The sequence below is a fragment of the Streptomyces sp. NPDC020807 genome (assembly GCF_040641575.1).
In the GTDB taxonomy this organism is placed as follows: Bacteria; Actinomycetota; Actinomycetes; order Streptomycetales; family Streptomycetaceae; genus Streptomyces.
Genome location: NZ_JBFADU010000002.1, coordinates 413,523 through 437,264, shown reverse-complemented (window position 1 = coordinate 437,264; position 23,742 = coordinate 413,523). Strand labels below are relative to the sequence as shown.

At 70.9% G+C, this 23,742-nt stretch carries 24 protein-coding genes; 3 read left to right on the top strand and 21 right to left on the bottom strand.

Going from position 1 to position 23,742, the window contains the following annotated elements:
* Window positions 1-141 precede the first annotated feature (141 nt).
* The 7 genes from tsaE to glmS form a co-directional block, all read right to left on the bottom strand.
* Window positions 142-642 (bottom strand): tRNA (adenosine(37)-N6)-threonylcarbamoyltransferase complex ATPase subunit type 1 TsaE, encoded by a 501-nt coding sequence (tsaE, locus tag AB0G79_RS05170; RefSeq protein ID WP_360800292.1) that lies wholly within the window; start codon window positions 640-642, stop codon window positions 142-144.
* A gap of 10 nt (window positions 643-652) precedes the next feature.
* Complete coding sequence (locus tag AB0G79_RS05165; protein WP_360800289.1) at window positions 653-1,822, bottom strand: alpha/beta hydrolase; 1,170 nt, start codon at window positions 1,820-1,822, stop codon at window positions 653-655.
* Between the two features lie 31 nt (window positions 1,823-1,853).
* Window positions 1,854-3,002 (bottom strand): alanine racemase, encoded by a 1,149-nt coding sequence (gene alr, locus AB0G79_RS05160; RefSeq protein WP_360800286.1) that lies wholly within the window; start codon window positions 3,000-3,002, stop codon window positions 1,854-1,856.
* 20 nt (window positions 3,003-3,022) lie between these two features.
* Entirely contained in the window at window positions 3,023-3,859 is an 837-nt protein-coding gene (locus AB0G79_RS05155; RefSeq protein WP_360800284.1) for a L,D-transpeptidase family protein, read from the bottom strand.
* A gap of 348 nt (window positions 3,860-4,207) precedes the next feature.
* On the bottom strand, window positions 4,208-5,656 hold the full coding sequence (locus AB0G79_RS05150; RefSeq protein WP_360800281.1) for an NAD(P)H-hydrate dehydratase: 1,449 nt from the start codon (window positions 5,654-5,656) through the stop codon (window positions 4,208-4,210).
* Window positions 5,657-6,235: 579 nt separating this feature from the next.
* Window positions 6,236-6,604, bottom strand: a complete 369-nt coding sequence (locus AB0G79_RS05145) for a holo-ACP synthase (protein ID WP_360800278.1) — start codon at window positions 6,602-6,604, stop codon at window positions 6,236-6,238.
* A 28-nt stretch (window positions 6,605-6,632) separates the two neighbouring features.
* A complete protein-coding gene (glmS, locus tag AB0G79_RS05140; RefSeq protein WP_360800275.1) occupies window positions 6,633-8,480 on the bottom strand; it encodes a glutamine--fructose-6-phosphate transaminase (isomerizing) in 1,848 nt (615 codons plus the stop codon).
* 220 nt (window positions 8,481-8,700) lie between these two features.
* Here glmS and coaA point away from each other — a divergent pair, with 220 nt between their 5' ends.
* Both coaA and AB0G79_RS05130 read left to right on the top strand, forming a co-directional pair.
* Complete coding sequence (gene coaA / locus AB0G79_RS05135; RefSeq protein WP_360800273.1) at window positions 8,701-9,813, top strand: type I pantothenate kinase; 1,113 nt, start codon at window positions 8,701-8,703, stop codon at window positions 9,811-9,813.
* A gap of 46 nt (window positions 9,814-9,859) precedes the next feature.
* A complete protein-coding gene (locus AB0G79_RS05130; protein WP_360800270.1) occupies window positions 9,860-10,807 on the top strand; it encodes a DUF389 domain-containing protein in 948 nt (315 codons plus the stop codon).
* A gap of 119 nt (window positions 10,808-10,926) precedes the next feature.
* Here the strand turns inward: AB0G79_RS05130 and glmM are convergent, their stop codons facing one another.
* The 4 genes from glmM to AB0G79_RS05110 all read right to left on the bottom strand — a co-directional run bounded on the left by glmM (window position 10,927) and on the right by AB0G79_RS05110 (window position 15,323).
* The gene (glmM, locus tag AB0G79_RS05125) at window positions 10,927-12,294 is read right to left on the bottom strand and encodes a phosphoglucosamine mutase (protein WP_360800267.1); all 1,368 of its coding nucleotides are present in this window, start codon (window positions 12,292-12,294) and stop codon (window positions 10,927-10,929) included.
* A 151-nt stretch (window positions 12,295-12,445) separates the two neighbouring features.
* Window positions 12,446-12,958 carry a 30S ribosomal protein S9 gene (rpsI, locus tag AB0G79_RS05120; protein ID WP_188269149.1) on the bottom strand — a complete coding sequence of 171 codons (513 nt, stop codon included), beginning with the start codon at window positions 12,956-12,958 and terminating at the stop codon, window positions 12,446-12,448.
* Window positions 12,959-13,002: 44 nt separating this feature from the next.
* Window positions 13,003-13,446 carry a 50S ribosomal protein L13 gene (rplM, locus tag AB0G79_RS05115; protein WP_041130788.1) on the bottom strand — a complete coding sequence of 148 codons (444 nt, stop codon included), beginning with the start codon at window positions 13,444-13,446 and terminating at the stop codon, window positions 13,003-13,005.
* Between the two features lie 254 nt (window positions 13,447-13,700).
* Window positions 13,701-15,323 (bottom strand): ATP-binding cassette domain-containing protein, encoded by a 1,623-nt coding sequence (locus AB0G79_RS05110; protein WP_360800263.1) that lies wholly within the window; start codon window positions 15,321-15,323, stop codon window positions 13,701-13,703.
* 56 nt (window positions 15,324-15,379) lie between these two features.
* On the opposite strand from AB0G79_RS05110, the gene AB0G79_RS05105 reads away from it, so the two are divergent.
* Window positions 15,380-16,381, top strand: coding sequence for a hypothetical protein (locus tag AB0G79_RS05105; RefSeq protein ID WP_360800260.1), 1,002 nt, complete (start codon window positions 15,380-15,382; stop codon window positions 16,379-16,381).
* Here the strand turns inward: AB0G79_RS05105 and truA are convergent.
* The 10 genes from truA to secY all read right to left on the bottom strand — a co-directional run bounded on the left by truA (window position 16,352) and on the right by secY (window position 23,594).
* Window positions 16,352-17,212 (bottom strand): tRNA pseudouridine(38-40) synthase TruA, encoded by an 861-nt coding sequence (gene truA / locus AB0G79_RS05100; RefSeq protein ID WP_360800257.1) that lies wholly within the window; start codon window positions 17,210-17,212, stop codon window positions 16,352-16,354. The two genes, AB0G79_RS05105 and truA, sit on opposite strands and share 30 nt — an antisense overlap.
* 92 nt (window positions 17,213-17,304) lie before the next feature.
* Window positions 17,305-17,769, bottom strand: a complete 465-nt coding sequence (gene rplQ / locus AB0G79_RS05095) for a 50S ribosomal protein L17 (RefSeq protein WP_360800254.1) — start codon at window positions 17,767-17,769, stop codon at window positions 17,305-17,307.
* A 128-nt stretch (window positions 17,770-17,897) separates the two neighbouring features.
* Window positions 17,898-18,920 (bottom strand): DNA-directed RNA polymerase subunit alpha, encoded by a 1,023-nt coding sequence (locus tag AB0G79_RS05090; protein WP_071373341.1) that lies wholly within the window; start codon window positions 18,918-18,920, stop codon window positions 17,898-17,900.
* Window positions 18,921-19,046: 126 nt separating this feature from the next.
* Window positions 19,047-19,451 carry a 30S ribosomal protein S11 gene (gene rpsK / locus AB0G79_RS05085; protein WP_003956432.1) on the bottom strand — a complete coding sequence of 135 codons (405 nt, stop codon included), beginning with the start codon at window positions 19,449-19,451 and terminating at the stop codon, window positions 19,047-19,049.
* 66 nt (window positions 19,452-19,517) lie between these two features.
* Window positions 19,518-19,898: a 30S ribosomal protein S13 gene (gene rpsM / locus AB0G79_RS05080; RefSeq protein ID WP_030209021.1), complete on the bottom strand. Its 381-nt coding sequence runs from the start codon at window positions 19,896-19,898 to the stop codon at window positions 19,518-19,520.
* Between the two features lie 185 nt (window positions 19,899-20,083).
* Window positions 20,084-20,197, bottom strand: a complete 114-nt coding sequence (rpmJ, locus tag AB0G79_RS05075) for a 50S ribosomal protein L36 (RefSeq protein ID WP_003956441.1) — start codon at window positions 20,195-20,197, stop codon at window positions 20,084-20,086.
* A 64-nt stretch (window positions 20,198-20,261) separates the two neighbouring features.
* The gene (gene infA, locus AB0G79_RS05070; RefSeq protein ID WP_003956442.1) at window positions 20,262-20,483 is read right to left on the bottom strand and encodes a translation initiation factor IF-1; all 222 of its coding nucleotides are present in this window, start codon (window positions 20,481-20,483) and stop codon (window positions 20,262-20,264) included.
* Window positions 20,484-20,679: 196 nt separating this feature from the next.
* The gene (gene map, locus AB0G79_RS05065) at window positions 20,680-21,531 is read right to left on the bottom strand and encodes a type I methionyl aminopeptidase (RefSeq protein ID WP_189800374.1); all 852 of its coding nucleotides are present in this window, start codon (window positions 21,529-21,531) and stop codon (window positions 20,680-20,682) included.
* A gap of 96 nt (window positions 21,532-21,627) precedes the next feature.
* Window positions 21,628-22,275 (bottom strand): adenylate kinase, encoded by a 648-nt coding sequence (locus AB0G79_RS05060; RefSeq protein WP_360800248.1) that lies wholly within the window; start codon window positions 22,273-22,275, stop codon window positions 21,628-21,630.
* Complete coding sequence (gene secY / locus AB0G79_RS05055; protein ID WP_360800245.1) at window positions 22,275-23,594, bottom strand: preprotein translocase subunit SecY; 1,320 nt, start codon at window positions 23,592-23,594, stop codon at window positions 22,275-22,277. The genes AB0G79_RS05060 and secY overlap by 1 nt, the downstream gene beginning before the upstream one ends.
* Window positions 23,595-23,742: the final 148 nt, after the last annotated feature.

Sequence of the window (23,742 nt, the reverse complement as noted above, 5' to 3'; positions counted from 1 at the left end):
CTCCCGTTGGTTAGGTACCCCTAACCATCTCCTGAGTCCATGTCACCACGACCCCTACCGCCCACGCAATATCTTGCCGACACGTTGTCGGAACCTCCTACGAACGGGCGTACGGGAGACACGGCGTCCACGCGCCGGGGCTCAGCCCAGATCGAGGTCCTCGTCCGCCCACCGCGAGCCGACCCCGCGCAGCACGACCGTGCGCCGGTCGTCGTCGGTGTCGCCGGTCACCCGGTGGATGAGGACGTGGAGCCGGTCGTCGGTCAGGTCCTCGACCTTGCCGTCGCCCCACTCCACGACCACCACGGACTCGGGCAGCGAGACGTCGAGGTCGAGGTCCTCCATCTCGTCGAGACCGCCGCCGAGCCGGTACGCGTCGACGTGGACGAGCGCGGGACCGCCGACCAGGGACGGATGGACGCGGGCGATGACGAAGGTCGGGGACGTGACGGCCCCCCGCACGCCGAGCCCCTCGCCGAGGCCGCGGGTGAGCGTGGTCTTCCCGGCGCCGAGCTCACCGGTGAGCATGACGAGGTCGCCGGGGCGGAGGATTTTCGCGAGCCGGCGGCCGAGGTCCTGCATCTGCTCGGGGGAGTCGATGGACAGGGTGGCGCCGGAGACGGGCGGGTGCGCAGCTTCCATACCCGCAAATCTAGCCCTTGGCCGGGACGCTCCCCGCCGCGCGGACGAGCAGGCCGTCCAGGCGTTCCGTGACGGCCTCGGGGTGCTCCAGCATCACCAGGTGCCCGGCGTCGGGGACGATGACGAGCTCGGCACCGGGCAGCAGCGCGCCGATGGCCTCGGTGTGGGCGGCGGGAGTGACCAGGTCGCCGTCCCCGGCGAGCGCGAGCACCGGGACGTCCCGGAACGCGGAGAGGGCGATGGCCTTGTCGTGCTCGGCGAAGGCCGGATAGAACTCGGCGACGACGTCGATCGGGGTCGCCTCGATCATCCGCTCGGCGAAGCGGGCCACCGCCGGGTCCACGTCCCGGGACGCGAACGAGTACTTCTTGACGACCCCGGCGAACAGGTCGGCCGTCGCCCTGCGCCCGCGCTCGACCAGCTCCGCCTGGGAGCCGAGCGCCCGCAGCACGCCCGGCAGGACCCGGCGCACGGCGTTGACGCCGGCGAGCGGCAGCCCGTACGACACCTCGCCGAGCTCCCCCGCCGACGTACCGACGAAGGCGGCGCCGACGACCCGGTCGCGGACCAGGCCGGGGTACTGCGCGGCGAGCGCCATCACCGTCATGCCGCCCATGGAGTGCCCGACGAGGACGAGCGGGCCCTCGGGGGCGGCGGCATCGAGGACGGCCTTGAGGTCGCGGCCGAGCTGGTCGATGGAGACGGGCACCCCGTCGGGCCCGGACTGGGCGACGCCGCGGGCGGAGCGGCCGTGGCCGCGCTGGTCCCAGTGGACGGTGCGGACGCGACCGCGGAGGGCGGCGCGCTGGAAGTGCCAGGAGTCCTGGTTGAGGCAGTAGCCGTGCGAGAAGACGACGGTGAGGGGCGGCTCTCCGAGAGCGCCCTCGTCGACCCCGTCGACCCCGTCGGCCCCGTCGACCCCGTCGGCCCCGTCGACCCCCTCGACCTCGTCGACCTCGTAATACAGCTCGGTCGAGTCATCGCTCCGAGCCCACCCGGAAATCCCCCGGAGATCCCCGTACGGCCCACTGGAGTCAAGGGCCAGCCGGGCCTTCTGGCGTACGGAACGGCCGACCGTGAGCCGCTCGACGGCGACACCGGCGGCGGCGCCGGCCGCGAGCACGCCGATCGCGGCACCGGCGATCCCGGCCCGCTTCCAACCCCTGGTCGACTCGCCCACGAAGCCCCCTAGAACCGTGTCCGCCGAGCCACTACTCGTCCAGATAGACGCGCGGCACGCGCGCGCCGATCCGGGTGACGATCTCGTACGCGATGGTGTCGGCGGCCACGGCCCAGTCCTCCGCCGTCGGCTCACCCCGGTCGCCGGGGCCGAAGAGCACGGCCTCGGTGCCGGGCCCGGGGGTGTCGCCGCCGAGGTCGACGACGAACTGGTCCATGGCGACGCGCCCGGCGACGGTGCGGACGCGGTCGCCGACGAGGACGGGACCGCGGCCCGAGGCGTGCCGGGGCACCCCGTCGGCGTACCCCAGGGGCACGAGACCGAGGGTGGTCTCGGAGCCCGTGACGTAGTGGTGGCCGTAGCTGACGCCGTGGCCGGCCGGGACCTGCTTGACGAGGGCGACGCTCGCCTTGAGGGACATGACGGGCCGCAGCCCGAAGTCGGCGGAGGTGCCGAGCTCGGGGCTCGGCGAGACGCCGTACATCGCGATGCCGGTCCTGACCAGGTCGAAGTGCGACTCGGGCAGGGTGAGGGTGGCCGGCGAGTTGGCGATGTGCCGGATCTCGGGGGTGACGCCCGCCTTCTCCGCGAAGTCGAGCATCGAGCGGAAGACGTCGAGCTGGGACGCGATGGACGGGTGGTGGGGCTCATCGGCGCAGGCGAAGTGCGACCACAGACCGGTGATCTTGACGAGCCCGTTCTTCTCGGCCGTGAGCGCCTCGCCGACGAGCCGGGGCCAGTCGGCGGGCTGGCAGCCGTTGCGGCCGAGGCCGGTGTCGGCCTTGAGCTGGATGCGGGCGGTGCCGCCGGTGCGGCGGGCCGCCTCCACGACCTCCTCCAGGGCCCACATGCCGCTGACGGCCATGTCGAGACCGGCCTCGATCCCGGCGTCCCACGGATCGCCCGGGGTCCACAGCCAGCACATGACGGGGACGTCGGTGATCCCGGCGGCGCGCAGGGCGAGCGCCTCGTGCGGGGTGGCCGTACCGAGCCACTCCGCGCCCGCCTCCAGGGCGGCGCGGGCACAGCGCACGGCGCCGTGTCCGTACGCGTCGGCCTTGACCACGGCCATGATCCGGGTGTGCGGGGCGATGCGGGCGCGCAGCGTGCGGACGTTCGCACGCAGCGCGCCGAGGTCGATCTCGGCGCGGGCTCTGCGGGGCGGGGGTGTCTCAGTCATCGCGCCCAGTCTCTCAGGTGTCAGGTGCCCGGCCGCTTCCCCCAGATGTAGACCCGGTCACCCTTGCGCAGGACGTCCCAGAGTTTCCGCGCGTTCGCGTAGCTGAGATTGACGCAGCCGCGGCTGCCGGTGGGCGTGGCGATCTGCCCGTAGACGGCGTGGAAGGCCTGTCCGCCGCTGAAGAACTGGGAGTACGGCATGGGCGTGTCGTAGATCGACGACCAGTGGTCCTTGTGCCGCCAGTAGATCGAGTGCCACCCCGTCCGGGTGGCGTACCCCTTCCGCCCGCTCCGGATGTTGACGACGGCGTACGTGATCTTCTTGTCCTTCCGCACCCACATGAGCTGCCGGTCGAGGTCGACGCAGGCGACGGTGTACTTCTTCACGGGGCAGCGACGGCCCGGGTCGAGGTTCTTCCGCGCGGCGAGGAGCTCGGCGCGGGCCCAGGTGATGGGACCGGCGTAGCCGTTGGCCGGCTTGATCTTCTCCTTCACCTGGAAGGCCTTGATGGCCTTGCAGTCGGCGGCGGACTGCTTGCCGTCGACCTTCAGCTTGAGCAGACGCTCCACCTGCCGCTGGTAGATCCCGGTGGTCGCCGTGCACGCCTCGGCCACGGCGCCGCGCGGCAGATGCTCGACGAGCTCGTCGACCTGCCGCTCGGGCTCGGGCACGGGGACGACCGGCTCGCCCTCGGAACGGAGCGGCGGAAGCACCTGGTCGGGCGTGTCCATGGGGTACTCGGCCCGGCCGGCGCCGACGATGCCCGGGACGAGGGGGTCGGGTTCGTCGGCCGCGGCCGTGGCCGAGCCGGGGGTGGGGGCGAGGGCGAGGGCGAGGGCTGCGGCGAGGACGGACAACAGGGGCGCGGTGCGGCATCTTCTCCAACTGATCACCCCACAGACCCTTTCCCGCCGGGGGCGGAGTGGCGCGCGGGGTCGCACGGGTGGGGCAACGGATTGAGCCGGGTGGGGGGGCGGGGCGCCTGCGGGTGGGTGGCGCCTGCGGCGGGCCTTCACCCCACCCCGCCCCTTCCCGAAACCGGGGCTCCGCCCCGGACCCCGCGCCTCAAACGCCGGCGGGGCTGGATTTCCAGCCCGCCCGGCGTTTGAGGGCACGGCCGTCAGGCCGTACGGGGGCCCGGGGGCTTGCCCCCGGTTTCGGGAAGGGGCGGGGTGGGGGAGAGCCCCGCGCAGCGGCCCGCCCGCCTACTCCCCCGCCGTCACGTCCCCCCACGCCCCCCGCAGCGCACCCGCCACCTCCGTGGCCGTGATCGGCCCGCCCCCGGCCGAGGCGCGGCGGGCAGCCAGCCCATGGAGGTACGCCGCGCAGGACGCCGCGTCGAGCGGCGGCAGCCCCGCCGCGAGGAGGGACCCCGCGAGGCCGGACAGGACGTCGCCGCTGCCGGCGGTCGCCAGCCAGGGCGTCCCGGTCGGGTTGACCCGTACGGCCCCGGTGCCGCCCGCCCCGCAGACCAGGGTGGTCGCCCCCTTGAGGAGTACGGTCGCGCCGAAACGGGCGGCCAGCTCGCGGACGGAGGCGAGCCGCCCCGCCTCGACGGCGTCCCGCGACACGCCGAGGAGCGCCGCGGCCTCCCCCGCGTGCGGGGTGAGGAGGGTCGGCGCGCGCCGGGCCCGTACCGCCTCGGGGTCGAGCCCGCGCAGCCCGTCGGCGTCGACGAGGACGGGCACGTCGGAGGCGAGGACCTCGTCGACCGCGACACCGGCCCCGGGCCCCTCCCCGAGCCCCGGCCCGACGACCCAGGCCTGGACGCGCCCGGCCTGCTCCGGCCGCCCCGAGTGGACGAGGGTCTCGGGGTGCGCGGCGAGGACGGCGTCACCGGCGGGCCCGACGTACCGCACGGCCCCCGCGCCGCCGCGCAGCGCGCCCGCGACGGCGAGGACGGCGGCGCCGGGGTAGCGGACGGATCCGGCGACGACGCCGACGACCCCGCGCCGGTACTTGTCGCTGGCGGCGCCGGGTACGGGCAGCAGGTGGGCGAGGTCCTGGTGCTGGAGCGCCTCGATCTCGGGAACGCCCGGAAGGAAGTCGGTGAGCCCGATGTCGACGAGGTGGAGGGCCCCGGCGTACTCGCGGGCGGGGTCGACGAGGAGGCCGGGCTTGTAGGCCCCGAACGTGACGGTCGCGTCGGCGCGCAGCACTTCGCCGGTGACCTCGCCCGTGTCGGCGTCGACGCCGCTCGGCAGGTCGACGGCGAGAACGACGGCGTCGGAGCCGCGGGCGGCGCGGGCGACGGGAACGGCCTCGGGCCGGAGCCCGCCGCGTCCGCCGATGCCGGTGATCCCGTCGACCACGAGATCGGCGACGGCGAGCGCGTCGAAGGGATCGTCGACCACCCGCCCACCGGCCGCCCTGAGCGCGGCGAGCCCGCCGGTGTGGGCCTTGCTCCCCAGGAGCACGGCGCTCACCCCGGCGCCCCGCCGGGCGAGCCGGGCCCCGGCGTAGAGGGCGTCGCCGCCGTTGTCCCCGCTGCCGACGAGCAGGACGACCCGCGCCCCGTACACCCGCGGCAACACCCCCCGACAGGCGGCGGCCAGCCCGGCGGCGGCCCGCTGCATGAGCGCCCCCTCCGGCAGCCGCGCCATGAGCGCGGCCTCGGCGGCCCGAACGGTCTCGACGCGGTAAGCGGTACGCATGGTGAGCAGTCTGCCGCAGCGGGACGGGGGCCGCTGCGCGGGGCTCTCCCCCACCCCGCCCCTTCCCGAAACCGGGGCACTGCCCCGGACCCCGCGCCTCAAGCGCCGGCGGGGCTGGGGTGCCGGGGCTTCGCCCCAGGCCCCCGGTCCTCGGACGCCGGGGGGCTGAAGCATTCGGGGGCTCCGCCCCCGGACCCCGCGCCTCAAACGCCGGCGGGGCTGGTTCTCCGGCCCCGCGGGCGCCTGAGGGCAAGGCCGCAGACCGTACGGGGTCCAGGGCGCAGCCCCGCCGCAGTCCCAGCCCGCCCGGCGCCCGAGGACGCAGCCGCAGACCGTACCGGGTCCAGGGCGCAGCCCCGCCGCAGTCCCAGCCCGCCCGGCGCCTGAGGGCAAGGCCGCAGGCCGTACGGGGTCCGGGGCGGAGCCTCGGCACCCCAGCCCGCCCGGCGCCTGAGGGCAAGGCCGCAGGCCGTACGGGGTCCGGGGGCTTGCCCCCGGTTTCGGGAAGGGGCGGGGTGGGGTGAAGGCCCGCCGCAGGCGCCGCCCACCGACCAGCCCGCACCGGGCACCCCACCCGCCCTACCCCTCCGCGATCACCACCGCCGACGCCACCCCCGCGTCGTGGCTCAACGACACGTGCCAGTGCCGAACCCCGAGCTCCGCCGCCCGCGCCGCCACGGTCCCCCGTACCCGCAGCCTCGGCTGCCCCGTCGGCTCGACGTATATCTCCGCGTCGGTCCACAGCAGCCCGCCCGGCGCGCCCAGCGCCTTCGCGAGTGCCTCCTTCGCGGCGAAGCGCACCGCGAGGGAGGCGATGCCGCGCCGCTCCCCGCTCGGGAGCAGCAGCTCGCGCTCGACGAAGAGGCGCTGGAGCATCGCCGGAGTCCGTTCGACCGACGCGGCGAACCGGTCGATCTCCGCCACGTCGATCCCCACCCCAATGATCATGGCGTCACTCTCGCACGGCCTTCGCGCCTCACTCCACCGTCACCGACTTCGCCAGGTTCCGCGGCTGGTCCACCTCGTTCCCCCGCGCCGTCGCCAGCTCGCAAGCGAAGACCTGGAGCGGCACGGTCGAGACCAGCGGCTGGAGCAGCGTCGGTGTGGCGGGGATGCGGATCAGGTGGTCGGCGTACGGGACGACCGCCTCGTCGCCCTCCTCCGCGATGACGATCGTCCGCGCCCCCCGCGCCCGGATCTCCTGGATGTTGGAGACGATCTTGCCGTGGAGTACGGACCGTCCCCTGGGCGAGGGGACGACCACGACGACCGGCAGGTCCTCCTCGATGAGTGCGATCGGCCCGTGCTTGAGCTCCCCGGCGGCGAACCCCTCCGCGTGCATGTACGCGAGCTCCTTGAGCTTCAACGCGCCCTCCAGGGCCACGGGGTAGCCGACGTGCCGCCCGAGGAAGAGGACGGTGTCCTTCCCGGCCAGGGAGCGCGCGAGAGCCCGTACCGGCTCCATCGTCTCCAGGACCCGCTCGACCTCGTCGCCGATCCGCGCGAGCTCGCGCACGACGGCGTGGATCTCGTCGCCCCACTTGGTCCCCCGCACCTGCCCGAGGTACAGCGCGAGCAGGTAGCAGGCCACGAGCTGGGTCAGGAACGCCTTGGTGGAGGCGACGGCGACCTCGGGGCCGGCGTGCGTGTAGAGGACCGCGTCCGACTCCCTCGGGATCGTCGACCCGTTCGTGTTGCACACGGCGAGCACCTTCGCGCCCTGCTCGCGCGCGTGCCGCAGCGCCATCAGCGTGTCCATGGTCTCGCCGGACTGCGAGATCGCGACGACCAGCGTCCGCTGGTCGAGGATCGGGTCCCGGTAGCGGAACTCGCTGGCGAGCTCGACCTCGCAGGGGATGCGGGTCCAGTGCTCGATGGCGTACTTGGCGATGAGCCCGGCGTGGAAGGCGGTGCCGCAGGCGATGATGACGACCTTGTCGGCCTCGCGGAGCACCGCGTCGGGGATCCGCACCTCGTCGAGGGCGAGCCGCCCCGAGCCGTCGATCCGTCCGAGGAGGGTGTCCGCGACGGCCTTGGGCTGCTCGGCGATCTCCTTGAGCATGAAGGAGGCGTAGCCGCCCTTCTCGGCGGCCGAGGCGTCCCAGTCGACGTGGTAGGCCCGTACTTCGGCGGGCGCGCCCTCGAAGTCGGTGACGGTGACGGCCTCCCTGGTCAGCTCGACGACCTGGTCCTGGCCGAGTTCGATCGCGGACCGGGTGTGCGCGATGAAGGCGGAGACGTCGGAGGCGAGGAAGTTCTCGCCCTCGCCGACGCCGACGACGAGCGGCGAGTTCCGCCGGGCGCCGACGACGACGCCGGGCTGGTCGGCGTGGACGGCGACGAGGGTGAAGGCGCCTTCGAGCCGCCGGCAGACGAGCCGCATGGACTCGGCGAGGTCTCCGACGGAGGAGAACTCCTCGGCGAGGAGGTGGGCGACGACCTCGGTGTCGGTCTCGGAGGAGAGGTCGTGGCCGCGCTCGGTGAGCTCCTCGCGGAGGGCGGCGAAGTTCTCGATGATGCCGTTGTGGACGACGGCGACGCGCCCGGCGTTGTCGAGGTGCGGGTGCGCGTTGACGTCGGTCGGCCCGCCGTGGGTGGCCCAGCGGGTGTGTCCGATGCCGACGGAGCCGCCGGGGAGGGGCCGGTCGACGAGTTCCTTCTCCAGGTTGACGAGCTTGCCGGCCTTCTTCGCCGCGGCGAGGCCCCCGTCGGAGAGCACCGCGACACCGGCCGAGTCGTAGCCCCGGTATTCGAGCCGCTTGAGGCCCGCGACCACCACGTCAAGTGCCGACTGCCCGCCGGCGTATCCCACGATTCCGCACATGTCGGAAGCGTAGGGCGCGGGGCGCCCGGAAGGCAGGAGTCTGCGGGGTTCGGCGCCCGCGCGTTCAGGTGACACCGGGGAGCGGGGGTGACCACCGGCCGGGGAGGACCACCGGGGCCGGCCCGGCCGGGGAGGACCGGCGGGCCGGATGACCGTGGCATGACCACCGCGTGACCGACCCCACGACCCACGCACGCCCTCGACCCCCGACAATGGCGGGGTGATCAGTTCGCCGCCACGAAGCGCCAACGGAGACGGTTCCCCCGACGGGGGCGGCTCCGCCAACGGAGAGTGTCCCCCCGAGGAAGACTGTCCGGGCCAAGCGACCCCGCGCAAGGACGCCTGCCGCGGCAGCAGCAAGACCGGCGGCGGCACCCCCTCCCGCCGCTCCTCCGAGCCGACCCCGTACGTCGACTTCACCCGCGCCGAGTGGAGCGCGCTCCGCGACAAGACCCCGCTCCCCCTCACCGCCGACGAGGTCGAGCGGCTCCGCGGTCTCGGGGACGTCATCGACCTCGACGAGGTGCGGGACGTCTACCTCCCGCTCTCCCAGCTCCTCAACCTGTACGTGAAGGCCACCAGCGGCCTCCGCGGCGCGCTGAACACCTTCCTCGGCGAGAACGCCGAGCAGCGCGGCACCCCCTTCGTCATAGGAGTCGCCGGCTCCGTCGCCGTGGGCAAGTCGACGGTCTCCCGCCTCCTCCAGGCCCTCCTCGCCCGCTGGCCCGAGCACCCCCGCGTCGAGCTCGTCACCACGGACGCCTTCCTCTACCCGATGGAGGAGCTCAAGGCCCGAGGCCTGATGTCCCGCAAGGGCTTCCCGGAGTCGTACGACCGCCGGGCGCTCACCCGCTTCGTCGCGGACGTCAAGGCGGGCAAGGAGGAGGTGACCGCCCCGGTCTACTCGCACCTGATCTACGACCGGGTCCCCGGCGAGCGGCTGGTCGTCCGCCGCCCGGACATCCTCATCGTCGAGGGCCTGAACGTCCTCCAGCCGGCCCTGCCCGGCAAGGACGGCCGCACCCGGGTCGGCCTCGCCGACTACTTCGACTTCTCGGTGTACGTGGACGCGCGGGCCGAGGACATCGAGCGCTGGTACCTCAACCGCTTCCGCAAGCTCCGCGACACCGCGTTCCAGGACCCGTCCTCGTACTTCCAGCGCTTCACCCAGGTCTCCGAGGAGGAGGCCATGGAGTACGCCCGGACGATGTGGCGGACCGTCAACAAGGTCAACCTGCTGGAGAACGTGGCGCCGACCCGGGGCCGGGCGACCCTCGTCGTCCGCAAGGGCCCGGACCACAAGGTGCGACGCCTCAGCCTGCGAAAGCTCTGAGCGCGCGCAGCGGGCGAGCGCGGGCCCGTCTCCGTAAGCTCGCCGCATGCTGCACCTTCGGATCATCGTCCCGAACGACCGCACCAAGGCCGTCGTCCAGTTGCTCGAGTCGACGGTCGGCACCACCCACCTGGTGGTGCTGGAAGGCGCGTCCCGCGAACCGTTCGGGGACGTCGTCATGTGCGACTTCGCCCGCGAGGCGGGGGACGAACTCCTCGGCAGACTGAGGGATCTGGAGGTCGACCACGTCGGTTCGATCGCCGTCACCAACATCGACCTCATGCTCTCCTCGCGCGCCGACGCGGCCGAGAAGGCGGCCCCGGGCGCGTCCGCCGACGCGGTCATCTGGGAGCAGCTGACGGACGCGACGCACGAGGAGTCGACGCTCTCCTTCACGTACGGCGCGTTCATGGTCCTGGCGACGGCGATCGCGGCCTGCGGCGTCGTCCTGGACAACGCGATCCTGATCGTGGGCGCGATGGCGGTCGGCCCGGAGTTCGGCCCGCTCGCCGGGTTCTGCACGGCGATGGTGCAGCGCGCCCCGAAGCTGGCGGCGCGCTCGATGCTCGCCCTGCTCGCGGGCTTCGCGATGGCGATCCTGGCCACCACGGTGTTCAGCGAGGGGATGGACGCGCTCGGCCTGTTCAGCAAGGAGAAGCTGGACGCGGAGCGCCCGCAGACCAGCTTCATCTGGCAGCCGGACCTGTTCTCCTTCGTCGTCGCGCTGCTCGCCGGCATGGCCGGCATGCTCTCGCTGACGTCGTCGAAGTCGGGCGCGCTGGTGGGCGTGGCGATCTCGGTGACGACGATCCCGGCCGCCGCGAACGCGGCGGTCGCGCTGGCCTACGGCGAGGTGGCCCAGATGGGCGGCTCGATCGCGCAGCTCCTGCTCAACCTCTTCGGCATCATCATGGCGGGCACGTTCACGCTGTACGCCCAGAAGACGCTGTGGAGCACCAAGCGGGGCCGCTGGCAGCGCGCCCCGAAGCTCTGACGCGGAGTGCACGCCGAGCGCACGAGGAGAGCGCACGCCGAGCGTACGCGGAAGGCCCCGCCCCTCTTCGGATCAGAAGAGGGGCGGGGCCTTCACGTCGTACGGGCCGTGACGTCGGCTCAGCCGGTCAGCCCCAGCGCCGACTTCACGACGTCCGCGAGCCGCTGCGCGACCGCGCGGGCCTGCTCGATGTCGGCGGCCTCGACCATGACGCGGACCAGCGGCTCGGTGCCGGAGGGGCGCAGCAGGACGCGGCCGGTGGTGCCGAGCTCGCGCTCGGCCTCGGCGACGGCCGTGGCGAGTTCGGCGGAGGTGGAGACGCGCGACTTGTCGACGTCCTTCACGTTGATGAGGATCTGCGGCAGGCGCTCCATGACGCCGGCGAGCTCCGCGAGGGGCTTGCCGGTGGCCGCGACGCGCGCGGCGAGCATCAGGCCGGTGAGGGTGCCGTCGCCGGTGGTGGCGTGGTCGAGCACGATGACGTGCCCGGACTGCTCGCCGCCGAGCGCGTAGTCGTTCACCTTCATGGACTCCAGGACGTAGCGGTCGCCGACCGCCGTCTGGACGAGGTTCAGGCCCTCGCGCTCCATGGCGAGCTTGAAGCCCAGGTTCGACATGACGGTCGCGACGACCGTGTCGCCGCGCAGGGTGCCGGCCTCGCGCATGGCGAGGGAGAGCACGGCGAGGATCTGGTCGCCGTCGACCTCGTTGCCCGCGGCGTCCACGGCGAGGCAGCGGTCGGCGTCGCCGTCGTGGGCGATGCCGAGGTCGGCGCCGTGCTCGACGACGGCGGCGCGGAGCAGGTCCAGGTGGGTGGAGCCGCAGCCGTCGTTGATGTTGAGGCCGTCCGGCTCGGCGCCGATGGTGACGACCTGGGCACCGGCCCGGGTGAAGGCCTCGGGCGAGACGCGGGAGGCGGCGCCGTGCGCCTCGTCGAGGACGATCGTGAGGCCGTCGAGGCGGTTCGGGAGGACGGAGAGCAGGTGGGAGACGTACGTCTCGAAGCCCTCGTCGTAGTCGCGGACGCGGCCGACGCCGGAGCCGGTCGGGCGGGTCCAGGGAGCGCCGGTGCGGTGCTCCTCGTAGACGGCCTCGATCTTGTCCTCCAGCTCGTCGGCGAGCTTGTGGCCGCCGCGCGCGAAGAACTTGATGCCGTTGTCGGGCATCGCGTTGTGGCTCGCGGAGAGCATCACGCCGAGGTCGGCGCCGAGGACGCCGGTGAGGTGGGCGACGGCGGGGGTGGGGAGGACGCCGACGCGCAGCACGTCGACCCCGGCGCTGGCGAGACCGGCCACGACGGCGGCCTCGAGGAACTCACCCGACGCGCGCGGGTCGCGGCCGACCACGGCGATCGGGCGGTGCCCCTCGAAGGTGCCCGCCTCGGCCAGCACGTGCGCCGCCGCGACGGACAGGCCGAGCGCGAGCTCCGCCGTCAGGTCCGCGTTGGCGACACCGCGTACGCCGTCAGTGCCGAAGAGTCGTCCCACAGCTGTCCTCCGAAATGCGTGCCCACGCCGATGAAAGTCTGAAAGCCGGTGATGAAAGAAGGGTGCGAAAAGAAGCGGCTACGAAAAAACGTACGCCCCGACGGCACGGGCAGTGCCGCCGGGGCGTACGCAACAGTCCGAGCAGGCGTGATTAGCGCTTGCTGTACTGCGGGGCCTTACGGGCCTTCTTGAGACCGGCCTTCTTGCGCTCGACCGCACGGTCGTCGCGGGAGAGGAAGCCGGCCTTCTTCAGCGCCGGGCGGTTGTTCTCGACGTCCGCCTCGTTCAGCGCACGGGCCACGCCGAGGCGCAGGGCGCCGGCCTGGCCGGAGACACCGCCACCCGCGATGCGGGCGATGACGTCGTAGCGGTTGTCGAGCTCGAGCACCTTGAAGGGCTCGTTGACTTCCTGCTGGTGCACCTTGTTGGGGAAGTAGTCCTCAAGGGTGCGACCGTTGATCTTCCACTTGCCGGTGCCCGGAACGATCCGGACGCGGGCGATGGCGTTCTTGCGACGGCCCAGGCCGGCGGCCGGCTGCGGGTCGCCGAAGCGGGACGCGAGCGACTCGGAGGTGTAGTCACCCTCGACGAGCTCGGTCTCGGTGGTGTACTCCTCGACGCCCTCGAACTCGTCGACGGGGGTCTCGGGGGTGGTCTCGGCCACGATTCTCCTCAGATTTCTTTCGTTCTTAGGGGGTGTGGCCGGAATTACTGCGCGACCTGGGTGATCTCGAACGGAACCGGCTGCTGGGCAGCGTGGGGGTGGTTCTCGCCCGCGTAGACCTTCAGCTTCGAGAGCATCTGACGGCCCAGGGAGTTCTTGGGGATCATGCCCTTGATGGCCTTCTCGACGGCCTTCTCGGGGTTCTTGTCGAGCAGCTCGTCGTAACGGACGGAGCGCAGACCACCCGGGAAGCCAGAGTGGCGGTAGGCCATCTTCTGGGTCTTCTTGTTGCCGGACAGGTGGACCTTGTCAGCGTTGATGATGATGACGAAGTCGCCCATGTCCATGTGGGGGGCGTAGACGGGCTTGTGCTTGCCTCGCAGGAGGTTCGCAGCCGTCGTCGCCAGACGGCCCAGGACGATGTCCTGCGCGTCGATGATGTGCCACTGGCGAGTGACATCGCCGGGCTTGGGGCTGTACGTACGCACTTCGTAGCCTTCGCTTCTTCAGTGGATGGAGTCCAGACACACCTGAAGCGATCATGCAGCTGGGGCCTGCACTGCCGGGATCACTGCCCGTATGCGAGCCACTGGTAACTGCTCCAGGGAACCTGCGCACCGGCCTGTCGTACGAAGACGACGAACCCAGTACGCATAACAAACCGCAACAGTACCCGCGCCACCCCCGGCGGGTCAAAACGCCGGGGGTGCCCAGGTCAGCGCGTCATCGGCTCACCCGCGGGTCACCGCGCGCGTTCCACCCGCCGCTCGTCCCACACCGGCTCGGGGGTCTCCCGCACGACGCCGTCGGAGCCGAAGACCAGGTACCGGTCGAAGCTCTTCGCGAACCAGCGGTCGTGCGTGACGGCCATCACCGTGCCCTCGTACGACTCCAGGCCGTCCTGGAGCGCCTCGGCGGACTCCAGGTCCAGGTTGTCCGTGGGCTCGTCCAGGAGCAGCGCGGTCGTACCGGCCAGCTCCAGGAGCAGGATCTGGAAGCGGGCCTGCTGCCCGCCGGAGAGCTTGTCGAAGGACTGGTCGCCCTGCCGCTCCAGCTCGTACCGCCGCAGCATCGACATCGCCGCGCCCCGGTCCTTGGCGTGCTCCGTCCACAGGATGTCGACGAGCGGGCGCCCGGCCAGCTCCGGGTGGGCGTGGGTCTGCGCGAAGTGGCCCGGCACGACCCGCGCGCCGAGCTTCCAGTCGCCGGTGTGCGCGACCGTCGGGTCCCCGGCGAGCAGCCGCAGGAAGTGCGACTTGCCGGAGCCGTTCGACCCGAGGACGGCGACCCGCTCCCCGTAGAAGATCTCCAGCGAGAACGGCTTCATCAGGCCGGTCAGCTCAAGGTTCTCGCAGGTCACAGCCCTTACGCCGGTACGTCCGCCGCGCAGCCGCATGCGGATGTCCTGCTCGCGCGGCGGCTCCGGCGGCGGGCCGGCCTCCTCGAACTTCCGCAGCCGGGTCTGCGCGGCCGCGTACCGCGAGGCCATGTCGTGGCTGACCGACGCCGCCTGCCGCAGGTTGAGGACGAGCTTCTTCAGCTGGGCGTGCTTCTCGTCCCAGCGCCGCTTCAGCTCTTCGAAGCGGGCGAAGCGCTCGCGCCGGGCCTCGTGGAAGGTGTCGAAGCCGCCGCCGTGCACCCACACGTCCGAGCCGGCCGGGCCGGGCTCGACCGCGACGATCTTCTGTGCGCTCCGGGAGAGCAGCTCCCGGTCGTGGGAGATGAAGAGCACGGTCTTGCGGGTCTCCCGCAGCCGCTCCTCCAGCCAGCGCTTGCCGGGCACGTCGAGGTAGTTGTCCGGCTCGTCGAGGAGCAGCACCTCGTCCGGGCCGCGGAGCAGCGATTCGAGCACGAGTCGCTTCTGCTCACCGCCGGACAGCGTCCTGACCTCGCGGAACTGCGCCTTCTCGTACGGGACGCCCAGCGCGGCCATGGTGCAGATGTCCCAGAGGATCTCTGCCTCGTACCCCTGCGCCTCGGCCCAGTCGCTGAGGGCCTGCGCGTACTTCATCTGCGCGGCCTCGTCGTCGACCGTCATGATCAGGTGCTCGGCCTCGTCGACCGCCTTCGCGGCCTTCCGGATGCGCGGCTCGGCGACCGAGACCAGCAGGTCACGGACGGTGGACTCGTCCCGTACGGAGCCGACGAACTGCGGCATCACGCCGAGCCCGCCGCTGACGGTGACCGAGCCGCCGTGCGGCTGGAGCTCCCCGGAGATCAGGCGGAGCAGGGTCGTCTTGCCGGCGCCGTTGGCCCCGACGAGGGCGACGACCGCGCCCTCCCCCACCCGGAAGGAGACGTCCCCGAGCAGGACCCTCCCGTCGGGAAGGTAGTACTCAAGATGTGCGGCCTCGACATGTCCCATGAGGTGCATTGTCACCGCCGACCTCCCCTTCGCCCAACCGGTTTAGGATGCGCGGCATGAGCTTTGGGGGACCGCAGTGGCCGCAGGAGCCGCAGCAGCAGGGGCACGGTCAGCAGCCGGGGTACGGGCAGCAGGGTCAGGGGTACGGGCAGGGGCAGGGCTACGGCCAGGGCTACGGCCCGGAGGCGTACGGCCGGCAGCCCGCGTACGGCCAGGAGCAGCCCGGCTACGGCGGGCAGCAGCCCCCCTCCCCCGGCACCCCTGACTGGGGCGCCATGGCGGACGCCTCCGAGAGCCGGGGCCGCCGCAGGCGCTGGCTGCTCGTCGGCACCGGCGTCCTCGCCACCCTGGCGGTGGGCGCGATCGTCGCCACCGCCGTCGTGGCCACGAACAAGCAGAACGACGAGTCGGCCAAGAACGGCGGGACCGTCCCCACCACCGGCGACACCCCGCCCAGCTTCTCCCCCACCCCCGAGCCGACCTTCTCCTCGGTGGCGCCGCCGCCCCCGCCGAACCCGAAGGACTACATCTCGGACCCGAAGAAGGACAAGGCGCCGATCAGCGCCGAGGGCCTCTTCCCGGGCAAGAAGCTCAGCATGAACAAGCGCCCCTACAAGAAGGGGGCCACGGCCACCACCACGAACTGCGCGACCGCCACGCAGGGCGCCCTCGGCACCGTCCTGAAGAAGAACGGCTGCCAGAAGGTCCTGCGCGCGACCTACGTGAAGGACGGCGTGGCGATCACCGTCGGCGTCGCCGTCTTCCCCTCCGAGGCGGCGGCCCTCAAGGCGAAGAGCCAGGCCAGCGGCGGCATCGCCCCGCTCGCCGGCGCGGGCGTCCGCGAGTTCTGCCACGGAACCGTGTGCCTGCGCCGGGCGAACTCGCTCGGCCGGTACGCGTACTTCACCCAGGCCGGCTTCGCCAACGGCAAGAAGGTCACCAAGGCCGACAAGGCCGTCTTCCAGGCCAGCGACGACCTCGGCACCTTCGCGTTCAACCAGATCTACGCCCGCGGGCGCACCCAGGCCTCAGCAGCAGCCGCCGCTCCCGGGGAGTGACCGCTTGTTGCGCGCCTCCCGGCTGCGGGCGGCGAGCAGCGCGTCCTCCGGGTAGCCGACCTCTTCGAGGGTGAGGCCGTGCGGCCGTACGACGTGCACGGCCGAGTCCCGGACACCGGCCGCGAGCACCTTGCCCGGCCAGTCCACGGGCCGGTGCCCGTCGCCGACGAAGAGCAGGGCGCCGACGAGCGAGCGGACCATGTTGTGGCAGAAGGCGTCCGCCTTGACGGTCGCCTCCAGGATCCCGTCCTCGCGCCGCTCCCACCGCAGCACCTGGAGCGTGCGGATGGTGGTCGCGCCCTCGCGCTTCTTGCAGTAGGCGGCGAAGTCGTGCTCGCCGACGAGCGCGGTGGCGGCCTCGTTCATGGCGTCCATGTCGAGGGCCCAGTCGTGCCACAGGACGTGCCCGCGCAGGAGCGGGTCGACGCCGCCGGGGTTGTCGGTGACCCGGTAGGCGTACCGCCGCCAGACCGCGGAGAACCGTGCGTTGAACCCGGCGGGGGCCTCGGCCACCTTCCACACCCGGACGTCGTGGGAGAGCCGCCCGGCGAGCCGCCGCAGCAGCTTGTCCTGGTGCTCGGCCCACACGTCGACGGGCAGGTCGACGTGGGCGACCTGGCCGCGCGCGTGCACGCCGGCGTCGGTCCGGCCCGCGACGGTCAGCTCGTACGTCTCCTTCGACCGCGTCACGGTCCGCAGGGCGTCCTCGATCTCGCCCTGCACGGTCCGCTGCCCCTGGGCCTGCTTGGCCCAGCCGGAGAAGTCCTTGCCGTCGTACGAAAGGTCCAGCCGAACCCGTACGAACCCGTCCTGCACGTCATCGCTGCTCACGCGGAAGATCCTCTCAGAACCATCGAATACAGCAGCGGGCCCGCACCCCCCGAGAGGGGTACGGGCCCGCGAGAGAAAGCTCTCAGGAACGCTTACGCGTCCTTCGACTCCTCAGCCGGAGCCTCGGCGGCCGCGTCGGCCTCCTTGACGGCGCGCTTGGCAGCGGCCTCGGCCTCGGCGACGGTCGCCTTCTTGGCGATCTCGCCCTCGACCAGCTCGATCACGGCCATCGGGGCGTTGTCGCCACGACGGTTGCCGACCTTGGTGATACGGGTGTAACCACCCGGACGCTCCGAGTAGCGCGGGGCGATCTCGGTGAAGAGGGTGTGGACGATGCCCTTGTCGGTGATCGTCTGCAGCACCAGGCGACGGTTGTGGATGTCGCCCTTCTTCGCCTTGGTGATCAGGCGCTCGGCGACGGGGCGCAGGCGGCGGGCCTTGGCCTCGGTCGTCGTGATGCGGCCGTGCTCGAAGAGCGACTTCGCCAGGTTGGCGAGCAGCAGACGCTCGTGAGCGGCGCTGCCACCGAGACGGGCACCCTTGGCGGGACGCGGCATGGTGTTTCTCCTTGTGATCTGCACCGGCCGTATGAGGTACCGATGTCAGTGTCCGAGCGGGCGGTTACCCGTCGGAGACACGCGCCCCCCGGAAGGGGCGCGGGGAACGGGCCTTGCGGCCCGAGCTCTTAGTACTGCTCGGTCTCGACGAAACCGGCGTCCGCGTCGTCGTCGGCGCCGAAGGCGTCGGCGGCGGCGGTCGGGTCGAATCCGGGCGGGCTGTCCTTGAGCGCGAGGCCCATGCCGGCCAGCTTCGCCTTGACCTCGTCGATCGACTTCGCACCGAAGTTGCGGATGTCGAGCAGGTCGGCCTCGGAGCGGGCGACGAGCTCACCCACGGAGTGGATGCCCTCGCGCTTGAGGCAGTTGTACGAACGAACGGTGAGCTCGAGCTCCTCGATCGGCAGCGCGAGGTCGGCGGCAAGGGCGGCGTCCGTGGGGGACGGGCCCATGTCGATGCCCTCGGCGTCGATGTTGAGCTCGCGCGCCAGGCCGAACAGCTCGACCAGGGTCTTGCCGGCGGACGCCATGGCGTCACGCGGGCGCATGGCCTGCTTGGTCTCGACGTCGACGATGAGCTTGTCGAAGTCGGTGCGCTGCTCGACTCGGGTCGCCTCGACCTTGTAGGTGACCTTGAGAACGGGCGAGTAGATGGAGTCGACCGGGATGCGGCCGATCTCCTGGCCCGCCTGCTTGTTCTGCACGGCGGAGACGTAGCCGCGACCGCGCTCGACGGTCAGCTCCATCTCCAGCTTGCCCTTGCCGTTGAGCGAGGCGAGGACGAGGTCGGGGTTGTGCACCTCGACACCGGCCGGGGGCGCGATGTCGGCGGCGGTGACCAGACCCGGGCCCTGCTTGCGCAGGTACATCACGACCGGCTCGTCGTGCTCCGAGGAGACGACCAGCTGCTTGATGTTGAGGATCAGGTCGGTGACGTCCTCCTTGACGCCCGGCACGGTGGTGAACTCGTGCAGGACACCGTCGATGCGGATGCTGGTGACAGCGGCACCCGGGATCGAGGAGAGGAGGGTACGGCGGAGGGAGTTGCCGAGGGTGTAACCGAAGCCCGGCTCCAGCGGCTCGATCACGAACCGGGAGCGGAACTCGTCGACGACCTCTTCGGTCAGCGACGGACGCTGAGCGATCAGCATGCGTTCAATCCTTCAGTCGTGGACGCCCACTATTTGACGTCCTACGGAAATGCCTACTGCAAGGGTACGGGCGGCACGGTCCGAAGAGCCGTACCGCCCGAAAGTCCTCGGTCAAGCAGCCGTGCGTCAGACGCGGCGGCGCTTGGGGGGACGGCAGCCGTTGTGCGGCGTGGGGGTGACGTCCTGGATCGAACCGACCTCGAGGCCCGTGGCCTGGAGGGAGCGGATCGCGGTCTCGCGGCCGGAGCCGGGACCCTTGACGAAGACGTCAACCTTGCGCATGCCGTGCTCCTGCGCGCGACGCGCGGCCGACTCGGCGGCCATCTGCGCGGCGAAGGGGGTGGACTTGCGCGAGCCCTTGAAGCCGACGTGGCCGGCGGAGGCCCAGGAGATCACGTTGCCGGACGGGTCCGTGATCGAGACGATCGTGTTGTTGAACGTGCTCTTGATGTGCGCGTGGCCGTGAGCGACGTTCTTCTTTTCCTTGCGGCGCACCTTCTTGGCAGCGCCCTGACGACCCTTGGGGGGCATCTCTTACTCCTACGGGAGGTGGTCGGTCCTACAGCGAAGACCGCTTGGTCAAGCGTCCGCTGAGGACTACTTCTTGCCCGGCTTCTTCTTGCCGGCGATGGCGCGACGCGGGCCCTTGCGGGTACGAGCGTTCGTGCTGGTGCGCTGACCGCGAACGGGCAGGCCACGACGGTGGCGCAGACCCTGGTAGCAGCCGATCTCGACCTTGCGGCGGATGTCGGCGGCGATCTCGCGGCGGAGGTCACCCTCGGTCCGGAGGTTGGCGTCCACGTACTCGCGGATCTTGACGAGGTCTTCCTCGGCAAGGTCGCGGACACGGGTGGAGGGGTTCACGCCGGTCGCGGCGAGGATCTCCTCGGAACGGGTACGCCCGATGCCGAAGACGTAGGTGAGTGCGACCACCACACGCTTTTCGCGCGGGATGTCAACACCGGAAACGCGTGCCACTAATGGCTCCTGTGTTCTCGGGGGTCTGCTGCAGAGCCGCTCCCGACCGCCGTGTGAGGTACGAGTCGGGTCTCCGGCCCCCGCCGGAGGTACCGCCGACCCTTGAGGGCTGGGCGGGCTCTGCGTATGTACGTATTGCTATGCGTCGCGCGAAGAACTGCGAAATGCAGGTCGGTCGGCGTGCGTCAGCCCTGGCGCTGCTTGTGGCGCAGGTTGTCGCAGATGACCATGACCCGGCCGTGACGGCGGATCACCTTGCACTTGTCGCAGATCTTCTTGACGCTCGGCTTGACCTTCATGGGATGTGAGGTTCTCCGGGTCAGTGCCACCACCCGCGCGGAACGGCGCGGGTGCGGGCAAGATCTACTTGTACCGGTAGACGATCCGGCCACGCGTCAGGTCGTACGGAGAGAGCTCCACGACGACCCGGTCGTCCGGAAGGATTCGGATGTAGTGCATCCGCATCTTGCCGGAGATGTGCGCGAGGACCTTGTGACCGTTCTGGAGCTCCACCTTGAACATGGCGTTCGGGAGGGACTCGATCACGGTGCCCTCGATTTCGATGGCACCTTGCTTCTTGGCCACGCTTCGCCTTTCGAATCGGCTACCTTGATCGACTCTCCGGGCCGGGTGCGGACACACGGGCGCAAGAGAGCCGACGCGTCAGTCTACGCCAGGCACCTGGAAAAGACGAATCCGGGAAGTTTGCCCACCCGGAGTGATCCTTACGCAAGGAACCACGCCGCAGAAAAGAACGACTACGCCAGCGTACGGTCCCGGGCTACGCCAGCGGGTCCGGGGCCGCCGTGACACCCAGCTCCGCGAGCTTCGCCTTGCCGCCGTCGACGGCCGTCAGGACCAGCGGGCCCTCCTCCGTCAGGGCGATGGAGTGCTCCCAGTGGGAGGACCACGTGTTGTCGGTCGTGATGACGGTCCAGTCGTCCTTCAGGACCTCCGTGTGCGGGGTGCCGAGGGAGACCATGGGCTCGATGGCCAGGCAGAGGCCGGGGACCAGCTTGGGACCCTTGCCGCGCTTGCGGGAGACGTAGTTCAGGAGGTGCGGGTCCATGTGCATCTCCGTACCGATGCCGTGGCCGCCGTAGTCCTCGATGATCCCGTAGCGGCCGAGGCTGTGGTCGCCCACGGCCGGACGCGGCTGCCGCTTGATGTACGTCTCGATCGCCTTCGAGATGTCCACGAGGCGGTTGCCCAGCTTCATGGCCGCGATGCCGGCCCACATCGACTCCTCGGTCACCCGGGAGAGCTCCACGAGCTCCGGCGCGTGCCCGGTGCCGACGAAGGCCGTGTAGGCCGCGTCGCCGTGCCAGCCGTCCACGATCGCGCCCGCGTCGATGGAGATGATGTCGCCGTCCTTGAGGACGGTCTTGTCGTCGGGGATGCCGTGGACGACGACCTCGTTCACCGAGGTGCAGATCGTCGCGGGGAAGCCCCCGTACCCGAGGAAGTTCGACTTCGCCCCGTGGTCGGCGATGACCTTCCTCGCGACCTCGTCCAGGTCCTTCGTCGTGGCGCCCGGCACGGCCGCCTCGCGCGTTGCCGCGTGGATGGCGGCGACGACCAGCCCGGCCTCGCGCATCTTCGCGATCTGCTCGGGGGTCTTGATCTGCACCATCGTGGCGGGCCTTTCTTGCGTGTACACGGGACAGAACAACGATACGGCCGCGGCGCCCCTCACGGGCACCGCGGCCGTATCGCACGAACCGGGGTGTTACTTCTGAAGCGCTTCCATCGCCTTGGCGGTGACCTCGTCCACCTTGCCGAGCGCGGAGATCGTCACGACCAGGTTCTGCGCCCGGTAGTAGTCGATGATCGGCTCGGTCTCCGTGTGGTAGACCTCCAGCCGCTTGCGCACGGTCTCCTCGGAGTCGTCCTCGCGCTGGTACAGCTCGCCGCCGCAGACGTCGCAGACGCCCTCGACCTTGGGAGCGTTGTAGGTCGCGTGGAACACGTGCGCGGAGTCGTTGCGGCAGATGCGGCGACCCGCGATCCGCTTCACGACCTCGTCCTCGGGGACCTCCAGGTCGAGGACCGCGTCGAGCTGGACGTCGCCCTCCTTGAGGATCTCGTCCAGAGCCTCGGCCTGGGCCACGTTGCGCGGGAACCCGTCGAGCAGGAAGCCGTTCACGGCGTCCCCCTGCTCCATACGGTCCTTGGCCATCCCGATCGTCACGGAGTCCGGCACGAGCTGGCCGGCCTTCATGTACGACTGAGCCTCCACACCCAGCGGCGTGCCCTGCGAGATGTTCGCACGGAACAGGTCACCCGTGGAGATGTGCGGAATGGCCAGGTTCTTGGCGAGGTACGCGGCCTGCGTACCCTTGCCTGCCCCGGGCGGTCCGACGAGGACGATTCGCATCAGCGGAGGAACCCTTCGTAATTGCGCTGCTGGAGCTGGCTCTCGATCTGCTTCACGGTCTCCAGCCCCACACCCACGATGATGAGGATGCTCGTCCCGCCGAAGGGGAAGTTGGCATTGGCGCCACCGAAGCCTGCCAACGCCATCGTCGGCACAAGAGCGATCAGACCCAAGTACAGCGAGCCCGGCCAGGTGATCCGGTTGAGCACATAGCTGAGGTACTCGGCAGTAGGTCGACCAGCCCGGATGCCCGGGATGAAGCCACCATACTTCTTCATGTTGTCCGCAACTTCCTCGGGGTTGAACGAGATCGCCACGTAGAAGAAGGCGAAGAACACGATCAGGAGGAAGTACGTGGCGATGTAGTAGGGGTGGTCACCCTTGACGAAGTGGGCTTCGATCCAGGTCTTCCAGCCGGCGGTGCTGTTCGAGAACTGCGCGATCAGCGCCGGGATGTAGAGAAGCGACGAGGCGAAGATGACAGGAATCACACCTGCCTGGTTCACCTTGAGCGGGATGTAAGTGGACGTACCGCCGTAGGAACGCCGACCGATCATGCGCTTCGCGTACTGCACCGGGATGCGGCGCTGGGCCTGCTCGACGAAGACCACGAGGGCCACCATCACGAAGCCGATGAGGATGACGGTGCCGAACTCGATCCAGCCCTTGGCGAGCTTGCCGCTCTCCTTGATGGCCCACAGCGCGCCCGGGAAGCCGGCGGCGATCGAGATGAACATCAGGATCGACATGCCGTTGCCGATGCCGCGGTCGGTGATGAGCTCACCGAGCCACATGACGACACAGGTACCCGCGGTCATCGTGATGACCATGGTGGCGATGGTGAAGATCGACTGGTCGGGGACGACCTGGTCGGCGACGACGCAGCCGCTGAAGAGCGCACCGCTCTTGGCGGTGGCGACGAGGCCGGTGCCCTGCAGGACGGCCAGCGCGACGGTCAGGTACCGCGTGTACTGCGTGATCTTGGCGGTGCCGGACTGGCCCTCCTTCTTGAGGGCCTCGAGACGCGGGATCACGACGGTGAGCAGCTGCAGGATGATGCTCGCCGTGATGTACGGCATGATGCCGAGCGCGAAGATGGTGATCTGCAGCAGCGCTCCGCCACTGAACATGTTGACCAGGCCGAACAGGCTGTTGTTGCCCTCGCTGGCCTGCTTCACACACTGCTGGACGGCCTCGTAGCTGACGCCGGGGACCGGGATGTGGGCCCCGAGGCGGTACAGCACGATGATGGCGAGCGTGAAGAGCAGCTTCTTGCGCAGGTCGGGCGTCTTGAACGCCCGGGCGAACGCGGTGAGCACGGTGCCTCCTGCGACCCCCGCGCTATGCGTCAAGGGTGACGGTCTTGAGGTTCGACGATTGGTTATCGGTCTTCAATCCCGTGCGGGCATACCGCACGGAGTCTAGACAGTGCACGCCACCTTACCGGCGACCATGCCCGCCTAGGAA

Bases quoted from the DNA above. Each gene is read 5' to 3' on its own strand.
- tsaE (WP_360800292.1), bottom strand. From the start codon at position 642: ATGGAAGCTGCGCACCCGCCCGTCTCCGGCGCCACCCTGTCCATCGAC.
- alr (WP_360800286.1), bottom strand. From the start codon at position 3,002: ATGACTGAGACACCCCCGCCCCGCAGAGCCCGCGCCGAGATCGACCTC.
- AB0G79_RS05150 (WP_360800281.1), bottom strand. From the start codon at position 5,656: ATGCGTACCGCTTACCGCGTCGAGACCGTTCGGGCCGCCGAGGCCGCG.
- AB0G79_RS05145 (WP_360800278.1), bottom strand. From the start codon at position 6,604: ATGATCATTGGGGTGGGGATCGACGTGGCGGAGATCGACCGGTTCGCC.
- glmS (WP_360800275.1), bottom strand. From the start codon at position 8,480: ATGTGCGGAATCGTGGGATACGCCGGCGGGCAGTCGGCACTTGACGTG.
- AB0G79_RS05130 (WP_360800270.1), top strand. From the start codon at position 9,860: ATGCTGCACCTTCGGATCATCGTCCCGAACGACCGCACCAAGGCCGTC.
- AB0G79_RS05110 (WP_360800263.1), bottom strand. From the start codon at position 15,323: ATGGGACATGTCGAGGCCGCACATCTTGAGTACTACCTTCCCGACGGG.
- AB0G79_RS05105 (WP_360800260.1), top strand. From the start codon at position 15,380: ATGAGCTTTGGGGGACCGCAGTGGCCGCAGGAGCCGCAGCAGCAGGGG.
- rplQ (WP_360800254.1), bottom strand. From the start codon at position 17,769: ATGCCGCGTCCCGCCAAGGGTGCCCGTCTCGGTGGCAGCGCCGCTCAC.
- AB0G79_RS05090 (WP_071373341.1), bottom strand. From the start codon at position 18,920: ATGCTGATCGCTCAGCGTCCGTCGCTGACCGAAGAGGTCGTCGACGAG.
- rpsK (WP_003956432.1), bottom strand. From the start codon at position 19,451: ATGCCCCCCAAGGGTCGTCAGGGCGCTGCCAAGAAGGTGCGCCGCAAG.
- rpmJ (WP_003956441.1), bottom strand. From the start codon at position 20,197: ATGAAGGTCAAGCCGAGCGTCAAGAAGATCTGCGACAAGTGCAAGGTG.
- map (WP_189800374.1), bottom strand. From the start codon at position 21,531: ATGGTGCAGATCAAGACCCCCGAGCAGATCGCGAAGATGCGCGAGGCC.
- AB0G79_RS05060 (WP_360800248.1), bottom strand. From the start codon at position 22,275: ATGCGAATCGTCCTCGTCGGACCGCCCGGGGCAGGCAAGGGTACGCAG.